Origin of the sequence: Pseudomonas sp. UBT (assembly GCF_050915955.1) — a bacterium.
Lineage (GTDB): Bacteria > Pseudomonadota > Gammaproteobacteria > Pseudomonadales > Pseudomonadaceae > Aquipseudomonas > Aquipseudomonas antarctica_A.
Genome location: NZ_CP168082.1, coordinates 82991 through 96382, shown reverse-complemented (window position 1 = coordinate 96382; position 13392 = coordinate 82991). Strand labels below are relative to the sequence as shown.

The following is a 13392-nucleotide window of genomic DNA, read 5'->3' as shown; positions in this document are numbered from 1 at the left end:
AGAACGCTTATGTCCCAGGCTATTCGCGATAACCTCAAGCGCCTGCTGGCGCCCCGGCATCTGGCATTTGTCGGCGGGCGCAGCATGGCTCGCGCCCTAAAGCGCTGCGCCGACGGCGGGTTTACCGGGCAAATGTGGCTGGTCAACCCGCAGCATGACTGCCTCGACGGCATCCCTTGTGTCCGCCGCGTGGCTGATCTGCCGTGCGGCCCGGATGCGGTGTTTGTCGCCACCAACCGTGAACTGACATTGACCTGCATCGCTGAACTCGCCGCCATCGGCACGGGCGGAGCTATTTGCTACGCCTCAGGGTTTGCCGAAACCGGCGCCGACGGTGCAGCCTTGCAACAGCAGTTGCTAGAAGTGGCAGGCGACATGGCCTTGCTCGGCCCCAACTGCTACGGCCTGTTGGACTACCTGCACAACTCGGCATTGTGGCCGGTGGCCCATGGCGGCAAGACGGTCGAGAAGGGCGTCGCGGTACTGACCCAGAGCGGCAACTTTGCCTACAACCTGTCGATGAGCGACCGCTCATTGCCGGTCGCCTACATGGCTTCAGTGGGTAACCAGGCACAACTGGGCGTGGCCGAATTGATGGACGTGTTGCTCGACGAACCGCGCGTTACCGCCATCGGCCTGCACCTGGAAGGCCTGAAAAATGTGCCGGGTTTTGCCCGTGCGGCGCACAAAGCCCTGGAAAAAGGCATTCCGATCATCGCACTGAAAACCGGCGTCTCGCAGCTAGGCGCCGAGCTGGCATTAAGTCACACCAGTTCACTGTCCGGCTCCGATGCGCTGTACGACAGCTTGTTTGCACGTCTGGGCGTGATCCGGGTGAGCGGGCCGGTGAGTTTTGTCGAAACCTTGAAGGCGGCGGCGTGCGGCAACCTGCCGGCAGGAAATCGCCTGATCGCGCTGGCCTGTTCCGGTGGTGATGCTGGGCTGATTGCCGATTACGCCGAGCGCAACCATCTGGCCCTGCCGAAACTTGACGCAGGCCAGCGTGCTGAACTGGCGCAGGTGCTGCCCAGCTACGCCAATCTGGTCAACCCATTGGATTTCACCACCGCCATCTGGGGCGACCGTGAAGCACTCCATAGCATGCTCGACACGGCCCTGCGCACCGACGCAGATGCCGCCATGCTGGTGCTGGATTACCCGGCCGAATTTACCGGCGAGCGCCAGGAATGCGACCTGCTGTTGGCGCTGTTTTGCGCAGCGCTCGGCCGACATGGCAAGAGCGGTTTCGTCACCTCGGCGTTTCCCGAGCTGTTGCCGGTCCATGCCCGCGAACGCCTGCATGCCCACGGCATTCCCGCCTTGCAGGGGGTGGAAGATGCGCTCGCGGCATGGGGCCGGATTGCTGGCTACCAAAACCATCGTCGCGTCTTGCTTGAGCGGGGCGAATCGATCCTCGAACCGCTGTGCCCACAAGCCCTCGATGGCCATGGCGCGGCCCTGGATGAATGGGCGTCCAAACAGGCATTACGCGCGTTTGGCTTGCCCACTCCACCGAGTGTGTTGAGTACGCCGGAACGCGCGATTACCGATGCACAGGTGTTGGGCTACCCGTTGGTGCTCAAGGCAGTCAGCACCGATTTACCGCATAAAACCGAAGCCGGGGCGGTGGCGCTTAACCTGCCAGACGCAGCCGCTTTAAGCGCTGCGATTGAGCAGATGCGCGGGCAAATCGCCGCGTATGCACCCGGCGTTGCCTTCGATCGACTGCTATTGGAGTCCATGGCAGCCCAGCCCTTGGCCGAGTTGATCGTAGGCATCAAGCGTGAAAACGACTTCGGCCTGGCCCTGGTGATTGGCGCCGGTGGCATCCTGGTGGAACTGCTCAAGGACAGCCGCAGCCTGTTGCTGCCCACCACTGACGAGGCGATTGGCAACGCGTTGCTCAGCCTGCGCAGCGCCGCTTTGCTGCAAGGTTTTCGCGGGCGTGAGGTGGCGGATATGGACGCGTTGGTCTCGGCGATTCGCGCGGTGGCCGACTACGCCTGTGCCAATGCCGAACGGTTGCTGGAACTCGATGTGAACCCATTGCTGGTCAATGCCCAAGGCGCCACGGCGGTCGATGCATTGATTCGACTAGGAGATGGCTATGCAAGATAAAACGGTGACCGGCGGCCAGGCGCTGGTGCGGTTGTTGGCCAACTATGGCGTCGACACGGTGTTCGGCATTCCCGGTGTGCACACCTTGGAACTGTATCGCGGCCTGCCCGGCAGCGGCATTCGCCACGTGCTCACGCGCCACGAACAGGGCGCCGGTTTTATGGCCGACGGCTATGCACGAGTCAGTGGTAAACCCGGCGTGTGCTTTGTCATCACCGGCCCTGGCGTCACCAATGCCGCAACCGCCATCGGCCAGGCCTATGCCGATTCCATTGCGATGCTGGTGATCTCCAGCGTCAACTCCACCGCCAGCCTCGGCAAAGGCTGGGGCAGCCTGCACGAGACCCAGGATCAGCGGGCGATCACCGCTCCCATCACCGCGTTTTCGGCGGTGGCATTGAGTGCCGAGGATCTGCCCGAGCTGATCGCCCGTGCCTACGCGGTGTTCGACAGCGAGCGGCCACGGCCGGTGCATATTTCGGTGCCGCTGGATGTGTTGGCGGCACCGGTCAAAAGGGATTGGAGCAATGAGGTGGTCCGCCGTCCAGGGCGTGGTCTGCCATCGGCCGACGTGCTGGAGCAGGCAGTGGCCGCGCTCGCGGCGGCCAAACGGCCGATGATCATTGCCGGCGGGGGCGCATTGGCAGCAAGCGAGGCGTTACAGCGTTTGAGTACGCGCCTGGCGGCGCCGTTTTTTACCAGCGTTGCGGGTAAGGGACTGCTGCCGATCAACGATCCGCTGAATGCCGGTTCCACCCTGTGTGTCGAACCGGGCTGGCAACTGATCAGCGAGGCCGATGTGGTGCTGGCGGTCGGTACGGAAATGGCTGACACCGATTATTGGCGCGAGCGTTTGCCAATCAAGGGTGAGCTGTTACGGGTGGATATCGATCCGCGCAAATTCAATGATTTCTACGCCTGCACGCTGGCGTTGCACGGCGATGCCAACCAGACCGTGTTGGCCTTGCTCGAAGGGTTACCGCCTGCACCGCGCCACGCAGACGCGTCGATCAAAAAGGTCGCAACATTGCGCCAGGCGGTAGCGCTTGGGCACGGCCCGCTACAGGCCATTCATCAAGCCATTCTTGACCGCATCGAGGCCGAACTGCCTGCCAACGCGTTCATCAGCAGTGACATGACCCAACTGGCCTACACCGGCAACTACGCTTACCCAAGCCGCGCCCCGCGCAGCTGGTTGCACCCCACCGGCTACGGCACCTTGGGCTATGGCTTGCCCGCCGGCATCGGCGCCAAGTTCGGTGCGCCGCTGCGCCCCGGCCTGGTGTTAGTGGGGGACGGCGGTTTTCTCTACACCGCCCAGGAACTGGCGACCGCCGTGGAGGAACTGGACAGCCCGTTGGTGGTGCTGTTGTGGAATAACGACGCCCTTGGCCAGATCCGCGACGACATGCTGAGCCTGGATATCGAACCCATCGGTGTGCTGCCGCGCAACCCGGATTTTGCGCTGTTTGCCCAGGCGTTCGGTTGCGCCGTGTACCAACCCAAGAGCCTGGATGAATTGCAGACGGACTTGCGCAACGGCTTCAAACGCAATGGCGTGACGTTGATCGAGCTCAAACATGCCTGTGCCTGTTGACCCATACAGGCGCGGGACCCTGGGCGAAAACAGCCAAAGGCGCACCGGCCTGCTGTTTTCATCGGAAGCGAAAATGGCCCCCGAATGGCTTGATCATTTGCTCGCCCAACGGGCGGCGTACACCGTTTGAGGAGTTCACATGAAGGTTTTGATTGTTCACGCCCACCCTGAGCCACAGTCCTTTACCGCTGCGTTGCGCGACCAGGGCGTGACTACGCTGCAAGGCCTGGGGCATCAGGTGCAGGTGAGTGACTTGTATGCCATGCAGTGGAACCCGGTGGCGTCGGCGGCTGATTTTTCCACGCGAGAGAATCCCGAGTATCTGGTGTATGCCCTGGAGCAACGCCTGGGTGTAAAAAAACAGTCGATCGCGGCGGATATTCAGGGCGAGTTGGACAAGGTGCTATGGGCCGACCTGCTGATCCTTAATTTTCCGATCTTCTGGTTCTCTATGCCTGCAATGCTCAAGGGCTGGGTCGACCGCGTGCTGGTGTCCGGTGTGTGTTATGGCGGCAAGCGGTTCTATGATCAGGGCGGTTTGGCGGGCAAGCGTGCGCTGGTCACGGTGACCTTGGGCGGGCGCGAACACATGTTCGGTGAAGGCGCGATTCATGGGCCGCTGGAGGATATGTTGCGGCCGATCCTGCGCGGTACGTTGGCGTATGTCGGGTATGAGGTGCTGCCGCCGTTTGTGGCGTGGCATGTGCCGTATATCAGCGACGAGGCGCGGCGGGATTTTCTGCTGGCGTATGAGCAGCGGCTACAAGGGCTGGTGGATGAACAGCCCTTGGTGTTTGCGCAACTGGCGCAGTTTGATGAGGCGCTGTACCCACTTTCCTGAGCCCGGCGACGTTCAACTGTGGGAGCTGGCAAGCCAGCTCCCACAGTTTGATTCTCATCGGTCAGTCGGCTTTGCTGTGCGCGCGAAGGCGCTCGGCCGCACTGCGCAACAACTGCTCGGTACTGTTCCAGCCCAGGCAACCATCTGTCACCGACACGCCGTACTTCATCGACGCACTCAACGGTTGGCAACCTTCGAACAGATGACTTTCGAGCATCATGCCGATCAGCGAGGTGTCACCCTGCAGGCGCTGTTCCAACACGTCGTTGAACACCGCCGGTTGACGCAACGGGTCCTTGCCACTGTTGGCGTGGCTGCAGTCGACCATAATCCGCGCCGCGACCTTGGACTTGGCCAGGTCATGCTTCACTTGCGCCACGCTTTGCGCGTCGTAGTTCGGCCCACGGTGACCGCCGCGCAGCACCAGATGGGTGTCGGGGTTGCCCGGGGTCTGGATGATCGCCGGGTGGCCCTGGCTGTCGACGCCGAAGTGGCGGTGCGGGTGCGACGCCGAGCGCATTGCATCGCAGGCAATCGCAACCCCGCCGTCGGTGCCGTTCTTGAAGCCGACCGGCATGCCCAGGCCGCTGGCCATTTCGCGGTGGATCTGTGATTCAGTCGTGCGCGCACCGATGGCGACCCAACTCAGCAGGTCATCGAAGTAGCCGGCGGCCATCGGTTGCAGCAGCTCGGTGGCGACCGGCAAGCCCAGGCGCAGCATTTCGCGCATCAGCTCGCGGGACAGCGTGAGGCCGGCGGCCATGTCGTCGCTGCCGTCCAGGTGCGGGTCGTAGGCCAGGCCTTTCCAACCGATGGTGGTGCGCGGTTTTTCGACGTAGGCACGGATCACCAGCAGCATCTGGTCGCTGACCTCAAGTGCCAGCTTCTTCAGGTTGCGCGCGTATTCCATGGCGGATTCGGGGTCGTGGATCGAACACGGGCCGACAATCACCAGCAAACGTGAATCTTCGCCATTGAGAATGGCGCGCACGGCTTGGCGATGGGCGTGGATCTGTTCATTGAGGAACGGGCTGAGAGGCAACCGGTGCTTGAGCTCAAGGGAGCTGGGCAGGCGCTGGGTCAGGGCCTCATTGGCGCTGGACAGGGCAGAGACGGGCAGAGCGGCGATGGAGGAGTTCATATTCAAGGCTTCCTGGGCAAGCGGCGGGCTGTTCCCGCACGCTCTGCCCTACTGGGGTGTTCGACAATTGGCCGTATTGGCTGCGTGTGTTGGCTTGCCACCAATAGGTGACCGATCGGAGGCGGCAGGCTGTCCCGAACGGAGCTTGCTAAATCGCCATGCAGTGGAAGTGTCGTAGCGGTAATAGGTGGCGTAGTTCATGTCGTGAGTCCTTTTAGTGTTCGGTGTGATGCAAAATAATTAAGGCTTGAAAAAACAAAACCCCCGGTCGGGGAGCCGACCGGGGGTTAGATTTCTCTGGTAGGCGACCCCTTGAGTAGTGGGCGCCGATTTCAGGTATCAGGCGCGCCAGTGGCTAAACCAATACCCAAAATAAAAGCTGACCAGTGCGCTCAAACCGTTCACACGGGCAGCCGACACCGAGCGCGAGGCGCTGGCAGCAGGGCAAACCTGAGTGTGGGTGAGTTGCAACATGGTGTTTCTCCAAATGATGGGGGGAGCTTACTAGAGGCGCATGGCAGGATTCAATCAGTAATTTCTATCGCGTGAGGGACTTACGGCTATGGGGTGAGTGCCGATATGCTGGTTACACTTTGGTATCTATTGCTAGGACGCGACCATGACTGCCTTGACCCTTGCTGCTGCGCAAACCACCTCCATCGCGGGTGATGTGCCGGCCAATATCCAGCGGCACCTGGCGTTTATGCAGACGGCGGCGGCGCAGGGCGTGCAGTTGTTGGTGTTTCCAGAGCTGTCGTTGACCGGGTATGAGCCGGCGCTGGCGGCCGGCCTGGCGATTGCACCCGACGATGTGCTGCTTGAGCCGCTGCGTGACAGGGCGCAGGCGTTGCGGTTAACGGCGGTGGTGGGCATGCCGATACGTCTGGCGCCCGGGGAAGGCGTGCTGATCGGCGCACTGGTGTTGGGCGCGGACGGTTCGCTGGCGGTCTACACCAAGCAGCATTTGCACCCGGGCGAAGAAGTGGCGTTTGTCGCGGGGCAGGGTGGTGCAGCCCTCGAGTGGGGGGATGACCGCATTGCGCTGGCGGTCTGCGCAGACTTTTCCCACGCCAGCCATCCGCGTCAGGCGGCTGAAGCCGGTGCCAATGTGTACGCCGCAGGTGTGCTGATCAGTGAAGGCGGCTACGCGACGGACAGTGCGCTCCTGCAGGGTTACGCCGCCGAGCATCGGATGCTGGTGCTGATGGCCAACCACGGTGGCCCATCCGGTGGCTGGGCCTGTGCGGGTCGCAGTGCCATCTGGTCAGCCGATGGCAGTCTGCTTGCTGCCGCGCCGGGTATTGGCGACGCGCTGGTGATTGCCCGCCGCGATGGCGAACACTGGGCTGGGCATGTGGAAGCGCTCTAAATGGCCTTTCACCTGCGCGCTGCCACAAGCCAGGACCTGCCGTTTGCGCGAACGCTGACACATGACGCCATGAACCGCTATTACCAGCAGTACGGTTTGCTGTGGTCTGACAGCGGCTTTGACGTCGCCTGGGCAGGGCGTGAAAACTGGCTGATCTGCAACGAAGACAGTGTGATGGGGTTTATCAGCGTCAATCGTGATCACAGGGCGCTTTATATACGTGAACTGCACATGCTCGAGCGCTGTCGCAAGCAAGGCGCAGGCAGTTGGGTGTTGGAGCGAATGGTGCTCAAGGCGCGTGCGCAGGGATTGGGTCTTTTACGGTTGACCGTGTTCAAGACCAATCCGGCGAGAAGGCTGTATCAGCGCCAGGGGTTGAGTATCGTCGGGGAAGAGGAGTGCTTCTGGTGCATGGAGCGCGAGTGTCACACAACCCCATTTGACTAAAACAGGCACGCTGTACGAATAAGCGCATACTGCTGTCAGGACAGAGCTTGTGTTTCGCAGAGTTGAGCGACAGGTTCATCCACGATAATCCCTTCTTTCATGCCCAGCAGGACCGCCACCTTATGGGCTTCCCCACGCCGTCCCTTTTTACGCCCAGCGAGCACTTGATACGTCGTGGCTGGATCGACGCCGTGCTCACGAGCAAACGCTTGAACTGACTTACCTTGATGTTCCAACCAAGCCTTGGCTTGTGCAGCAGTGCGAATACCGGGCATAGTTCAAAACCGTTCAAGTTTGTGTAAAACGAGATGAGTGTGTCACCTCTAGGGGTGTGCCATAAAGGATCATACATCCAAATGAGTGGAATCGGTTCGCGCTTAAGGCAGGAAAGAGAACGTCTTGGCCTGTCACAGAAGAATTTTGGTGAAATAGGCGGCGTTGAAGCTAACGCCCAAGGTAAGTACGAGAGCGGTGGCCGCGCGCCCAAGGCAGACTATTTGTCACGCGTGGCGGAGCGTGGAGTGGACCTTTTATATGTGCTGACGGGGAGCCCCACTCCCATTCAATTTGAAAACCTGAGTCAGCTTGAAGAAAAGATCCTTGAAAACTACCGAGCCATGTTCAAGGAGGATCAGGATGCTATCCGTCGATTGACCACCACGTTGGCGGAACATTCAGCGGCGCATAACAAAAAACCCAAGCCGATGTTCGAGCAAACCTGACCTTTTGCTCAGCATAATCTGCAGTATGTCGCTCGGTAGAAGCCTGTATCCGGCGCAAACTCAATATATATGACGCTTGCAGCTAGGTCTGCGCCCTGGTTTTTTGCTAAGGTGTTCAGCAACCTATAAGACCATATCGCGAGGTGTCTGCTTGATTAGGGTGCTAGTAGTCGATGACCATGATCTCGTTCGTACAGGCATTACACGAATGCTGGCTGACATCGATGGCCTGCAAGTAGTCGGTCAGGCCGAGTCGGGGGAGGAGTCCCTGATCAAGGCCCGGGAGTTGAAACCCGATGTGGTTTTGATGGACGTCAAGATGCCTGGGATCGGCGGTCTTGGTGCCACTACCAAATTATTACGCAGCCACCCGGACATTAAAGTCGTGGTGGTCACCGTGTGCGAGGAAGACCCGTTTCCCACGCGCCTTCTGCAGGCCGGAGCGGCCGGTTACTTGACCAAGGGCGCAGGCCTGGCGGAGATGGTGCAAGCCATTCGCCTGGTATTTGCCGGCCAGCGGTATATCAGCCCGCAGATTGCCCAGCAGTTGGCGATCAAATCCTTCCAGCCTACCAGTGACTCGCCGTTTGATGCGCTGTCGGAGCGTGAGATCCAGATCGCCTTGATGATCGTCGGTTGCCAGAAAGTGCAGTCGATCTCCGATAAGCTGTGCCTGTCGCCAAAAACCGTCAACACCTACCGCTATCGCATTTTCGAGAAGCTCGCCATCAGCAGTGATGTTGAATTGACCCTGCTCGCGGTGCGTCACGGCATGGTGGACGCCAGCGCCTGACATGACCACACCGTTTGATCCGAGTGCCTTTCTTTCAACCTGCAGTGGCCGCCCCGGCGTGTACCGCATGTTCGACAGCGAGGCACGCCTGCTTTATGTGGGCAAAGCCAAGAACCTGAAAAGCCGTCTGGCGAGCTACTTTCGCAAGACCGGTCTTGCGCCGAAAACCGCCGCCCTGGTGGCGCGTATCGCCCAGGTCGAAACCACCATCACCGCCAATGAAACCGAAGCGCTGCTGCTTGAGCAGACGCTGATCAAGGAGTGGCGGCCGCCCTACAATATTCTGCTGCGTGACGATAAATCCTATCCCTACGTGTATTTATCTGACGGTAACTTCCCGCGCCTGAGTATTCACCGTGGCGCGAAGAAGCAGAAGGGCAAGTATTTCGGTCCATACCCCAGCGCCGGCGCAATCCGCGAAAGCCTGAGCCTGCTGCAAAAGACCTTTTTCGTGCGTCAGTGCGAAGACAGCTTCTACAAAAACCGCACGCGGCCTTGCCTGCAATACCAGATCAAACGCTGCAAGGCGCCCTGTGTCGGCCTGGTTGACCCGGCGGAGTACGCCGAGGATGTGCGCCATTCGGTGATGTTCCTGGAAGGGCGCAGCAATGCGCTTACCGATGAGCTTTCCGGCGCCATGGAGCAGGCCGCCAGCACCCTGGATTTCGAGCGCGCCGCTGAACTGCGCGACCAGATCTCCTTGCTGCGCCGCGTGCAGGACCAGCAAAGCATGGAGGGCGGCACGGGTGACGTCGATGTGATCGCCGCGTTCGTCAACCCGGGCGGCGCCTGTGTGCACCTGATCAGCGTGCGTGGCGGGCGAGTGCTGGGCAGCAAGAATTTCTTCCCGCAGACCGGTATCGACGAGGACGTGGCCGAAGTCATGGCCGCGTTCCTTGGCCAATACTACGTCAGCAGCCCCGAGCGCGACTTGCCGTCCGAACTGATCGTCAACGTGGTGCACGAAGACTTCCCCACGCTGATCGAAGCGATCCACGGGCTACGCGGCCGCGAGCTGGACATCAGCCACCGCGTACGCGGCACGCGCGCGCGCTGGCAGCAATTGGCGGTGACCAACGCCGAACAGGCCTTGAGCGCACGCCTGGCGAATCGACAGCACGTGGCTGCGCGTTTTGACGCCTTGGCCGAAGTCCTTAACCTGGACGAGCCGCCCCAGCGCCTTGAGTGCTACGACATCAGCCACTCCAGCGGCGAAGCCACCGTGGCGTCCTGCGTGGTGTTCGGGCCGGAAGGGCCGATCAAATCCGATTACCGGCGCTACAACATCGAAGGCGTCACCGCCGGCGATGACTACGCCGCCATGCACCAGGCCCTTACGCGGCGCTTCAGCAAATTGAAGGACGGGGAGGGCAAGCTCCCCGATATCCTGCTGGTGGACGGTGGCAAGGGCCAGTTGTCCATGGCCCGTGACGTGCTCAACGAGCTGGCCGTTCCCGATCTGATTCTGCTGGGTGTTGCCAAAGGCGCCACGCGCAAGGCCGGTTTCGAAACGTTGTACTTGAATGATGCCGCGCATGAGTTCACCTTGAAAGGTGACTCACCTGCGTTGCACTTGATTCAACAGATCCGCGACGAAGCCCACCGTTTTGCCATCACCGGCCACCGTGCCCGCCGTGGCAAAACCCGCCGAACCTCAACCCTGGAAGGGGTCGCAGGCGTTGGTCCGACCCGTCGGCGTGACCTGCTTAAACATTTTGGTGGCTTGCAGGAGCTATCCCGTGCCAGCATTGAAGAAATTGCCAAAGCACCCGGTATCAGTAAAAAGCTCGCTGAGTTGATTTATGCAAGTCTGCACAGCGAGTAGAATGCCTTCTCACCTCGTAGCCAGTTGTGCCGATGAATATCCCTAATCTGATTACCGTTCTACGCGTCCTGCTCATTCCGATTTTCATTTTGTTGTTCTATTTGCCTTACGAATGGAGCTATGCCGCGTCCAGTTCGGTGTTTGCTTTTGCGGCGGCGACCGACTGGCTCGACGGCTACCTGGCGCGCCGCCTGGAACAGAGCACGCCCTTCGGCGCGTTCCTGGACCCGGTGGCCGACAAACTGATGGTGGCCGTCGCCCTGGTCCTGCTGGTGCAGGAACACGGCAACCTGTGGCTGACCTTGCCGGCCGCGGTGATTATCGGCCGCGAGATCGTCGTCTCGGCCCTGCGCGAATGGATGGCCGAAATCGGCGCCCGTGCCCACGTGGCCGTTTCCAACATGGGCAAATGGAAAACCGCCGCGCAGATGCTCGCGTTGGTGATTCTGCTGGCCAACCCCTCGGACTTCTCCTTCTGGGTTCTGATGGGCTATGCCTTGCTGCTCGTCGCCGCTGGCCTGACGTTGTGGTCCATGCTCCAGTATTTGCGCGCTGCCTGGCCTCACCTGCGCACCACCGTTGAAAAGAAATAAAACTTTTTTGAATCAAGGGGTTGACGGGGGTTCTGGATTCTATAGAATGCACACCACCAAGACGCGGGAATAGCTCAGTTGGTAGAGCACGACCTTGCCAAGGTCGGGGTCGCGAGTTCGAGTCTCGTTTCCCGCTCCAAATATAGATCCACAGATGCCCACTGGGCGCTGGGGTCAACGACAAAAGACGCTTAGGCGTCTTTTTTCGTTTCTGCGCAAAGCCACTGGCATCCAGGGCAATCCGGTACGAACCTTTACAGGATTAAGCGCAAGTTCGAGTCCGTCTGATGACTGGCTCCGCTCGAGTCTCCAGGTGGGCATCCGGTGCTGACGCTCTAGCAGGCGCTCACCGCGCCTCTCTCGGCATTCAGCATTCGGCCAGCCGGAATCAAAAAAAACCATAGCCTCTCCTCATATTGAAATGTTTGGAGTGGTTCAGTGTGCAGGTCGTCTCGCGAAGGAACCGCAGCAGTCGACGTGCCATTTACCGTTGTCATTGATTCACCCTCAAGGAGCTACACCATGCAAGGAAGTATGAAGTTCAAGCACCTGGCGTTTCTGTTGATCCCGCTCGTTGCGGCCTGTACGACGCCCGATAGAACACGCCAATCCGCTATCACTCCCCAGCCGCAGCAGGCATTGCCGTTCGATAACTGTTCGGTGGGGTGCCCCGCTGGCGGCAGTCCCCTGACGTTGAACCGTCAGGCGTACACGTTGAACAACAATGGCTCGACCAAGTTTGCGAACTGGGTCTCGTACAAAATCACCAAGGACACCCCGGCCAGCGGTCGCCCGCGCGACTGGAAGACAGACCCGGATATCCCCGCAGGGGAAACCCTCGACCCGGTGGACTACAACGGCGCCAATGTCGCGCTCAAAGTCGACCGTGGCCATCAGGCCAATCTCGCTTCGATGGCCGGCGTCCCTGACTGGCAGACCCTCAATTACCTGTCCAATATCACGCCGCAAAAGGCCGAGCTTAATCAGGGGCCCTGGGCGCATCTTGAAGACCAGGAGCGCAACCTCAGCAAAGCGCCAGGCATCGACCAGGTGTATGTCGCCACCGGGCCTTTGTATGAGCATTTTGTCGGCACGCTGCCGGGGACGAACAAGGTCCATACCATTCCCAGTGGGTACTGGAAAATCATCTTCGTCGGCAGCTCACCTGAAAACGGCCTGTATGCTTCGTTTGTGATGAATCAGGAAACGCCCAAAGGTGCGAACTTCTGTGATTATCAGGTGACGGTTGATCACATCGAAGAGCGCTCGGGGCTCACGTTCTGGAGCCAATTGCCGCAGCCGGTGCAGGCCGCGCTGAAGGCGAAGCAAGGCCAATTGCCGAGCCGAATCGGCTGTAAATAGCCGTGTAAAACGCTGAACCGAGGCTGCCGTTCCTTGGCGGCCAAGGTTTTGCGACGTGCGCGCGTTGATTGTGCTGAAACGCTCTGCGATCAATACACGCCGTCAAGCTGCGCCTGCCTGAGCAAATCACGTGCGTGGTCCGCGCGTAATATCAGCGTCATTTGCCGTTCCTCGACGATAATTTCCACCACGATCAATACGCAGATCATCGGTGCGGTCACCAGCCAGTGGCAGTAGCACTGGGTGCCCAGGGTCACGCAGAGGCCCACAATCCACAACACCATTACCCACTTGGGCGCGCATTGCTGCAGTGGAACCCAGACGCGCTGCAGTTTTTTCAAGCGCAGCGTGTGCAGTCTTAACGACGCCTCAAGTCGGGCCACGTCATTGCTCATGTTGACACTCGCTCAACGGCACGGGTGCAGCCTGGGAGTGCTCTTCCGAGCCAGGACAGGTTGACGCGCTCAACTTCTACCCACTGCTCGCCGGCGGGTTTTGCGCGACAGCTCTTGAACGCAATACACACGTGCCGGGCATCCAACAAAGCAAAATGCCTGTAGCCGGTGGTTTTCCTGAATGCCCAG

Annotated in this window: 13 protein-coding genes and 1 tRNA gene; 11 read left to right on the top strand and 3 right to left on the bottom strand. The window is 60.2% G+C overall.

What is annotated here, in order from left to right; all coding sequences use genetic code 11:
* Positions 1 to 9 precede the first annotated feature (9 nt).
* The 3 genes from ACDZ94_RS27445 (at position 10) to ACDZ94_RS27435 (ending at position 4556) form a co-directional block, all read left to right on the top strand.
* Entirely contained in the window at positions 10 to 2118 is a 2109-nt protein-coding gene (locus ACDZ94_RS27445) for an acetate--CoA ligase family protein (RefSeq protein WP_064451809.1), read from the top strand.
* Positions 2108 to 3715: a 5-guanidino-2-oxopentanoate decarboxylase gene (locus ACDZ94_RS27440; RefSeq protein ID WP_432751875.1), complete on the top strand. Its 1608-nt coding sequence runs from the start codon at positions 2108 to 2110 to the stop codon at positions 3713 to 3715. The genes ACDZ94_RS27445 and ACDZ94_RS27440 overlap by 11 nt, the downstream gene beginning before the upstream one ends.
* 139 nt (positions 3716 to 3854) lie before the next feature.
* Positions 3855 to 4556: an NAD(P)H-dependent oxidoreductase gene (locus ACDZ94_RS27435; protein ID WP_432751874.1), complete on the top strand. Its 702-nt coding sequence runs from the start codon at positions 3855 to 3857 to the stop codon at positions 4554 to 4556.
* A gap of 61 nt (positions 4557 to 4617) precedes the next feature.
* On the opposite strand, the gene ACDZ94_RS27430 is transcribed toward ACDZ94_RS27435, so the two are convergent.
* Complete coding sequence (locus tag ACDZ94_RS27430; protein WP_064451812.1) at positions 4618 to 5697, bottom strand: 3-deoxy-7-phosphoheptulonate synthase; 1080 nt, start codon at positions 5695 to 5697, stop codon at positions 4618 to 4620.
* Between the two features lie 619 nt (positions 5698 to 6316).
* On the opposite strand from ACDZ94_RS27430, the gene ACDZ94_RS27425 reads away from it, so the two are divergent.
* Together ACDZ94_RS27425 and ACDZ94_RS27420 are read left to right on the top strand one after the other, a co-directional pair.
* Positions 6317 to 7066: a carbon-nitrogen hydrolase family protein gene (locus ACDZ94_RS27425; RefSeq protein ID WP_064451813.1), complete on the top strand. Its 750-nt coding sequence runs from the start codon at positions 6317 to 6319 to the stop codon at positions 7064 to 7066.
* The gene (locus ACDZ94_RS27420) at positions 7067 to 7513 is read left to right on the top strand and encodes a GNAT family N-acetyltransferase (RefSeq protein WP_432751873.1); all 447 of its coding nucleotides are present in this window, start codon (positions 7067 to 7069) and stop codon (positions 7511 to 7513) included.
* Positions 7514 to 7548: 35 nt separating this feature from the next.
* Here the strand turns inward: ACDZ94_RS27420 and ACDZ94_RS27415 are convergent, their stop codons facing one another.
* On the bottom strand, positions 7549 to 7788 hold the full coding sequence (locus tag ACDZ94_RS27415) for a DNA-binding protein (protein WP_064451815.1): 240 nt from the start codon (positions 7786 to 7788) through the stop codon (positions 7549 to 7551).
* Between the two features lie 81 nt (positions 7789 to 7869).
* On the opposite strand from ACDZ94_RS27415, the gene ACDZ94_RS27410 reads away from it, so the two are divergent.
* The 6 genes from ACDZ94_RS27410 (at position 7870) to ACDZ94_RS27385 (ending at position 12808) form a co-directional block, all read left to right on the top strand.
* Positions 7870 to 8235, top strand: coding sequence for a helix-turn-helix domain-containing protein (locus tag ACDZ94_RS27410; RefSeq protein WP_064451816.1), 366 nt, complete (start codon positions 7870 to 7872; stop codon positions 8233 to 8235).
* A gap of 151 nt (positions 8236 to 8386) precedes the next feature.
* Positions 8387 to 9028, top strand: a complete 642-nt coding sequence (gacA, locus tag ACDZ94_RS27405; RefSeq protein WP_017530522.1) for a response regulator transcription factor GacA — start codon at positions 8387 to 8389, stop codon at positions 9026 to 9028.
* A gap of 1 nt (position 9029) precedes the next feature.
* Positions 9030 to 10853 carry an excinuclease ABC subunit UvrC gene (uvrC, locus tag ACDZ94_RS27400; protein WP_064451817.1) on the top strand — a complete coding sequence of 608 codons (1824 nt, stop codon included), beginning with the start codon at positions 9030 to 9032 and terminating at the stop codon, positions 10851 to 10853.
* 32 nt (positions 10854 to 10885) lie between these two features.
* Positions 10886 to 11446, top strand: a complete 561-nt coding sequence (gene pgsA, locus ACDZ94_RS27395) for a CDP-diacylglycerol--glycerol-3-phosphate 3-phosphatidyltransferase (protein ID WP_053255497.1) — start codon at positions 10886 to 10888, stop codon at positions 11444 to 11446.
* A gap of 63 nt (positions 11447 to 11509) precedes the next feature.
* Positions 11510 to 11585: transfer RNA gene (locus ACDZ94_RS27390), tRNA-Gly, on the top strand.
* A gap of 383 nt (positions 11586 to 11968) precedes the next feature.
* Positions 11969 to 12808: a DNA/RNA non-specific endonuclease gene (locus ACDZ94_RS27385; RefSeq protein ID WP_432751872.1), complete on the top strand. Its 840-nt coding sequence runs from the start codon at positions 11969 to 11971 to the stop codon at positions 12806 to 12808.
* Positions 12809 to 12897: 89 nt separating this feature from the next.
* On the opposite strand, the gene ACDZ94_RS27380 is transcribed toward ACDZ94_RS27385, so the two are convergent.
* Complete coding sequence (locus ACDZ94_RS27380) at positions 12898 to 13203, bottom strand: hypothetical protein (RefSeq protein WP_407017218.1); 306 nt, start codon at positions 13201 to 13203, stop codon at positions 12898 to 12900.
* Positions 13204 to 13392 lie beyond the last annotated feature (189 nt).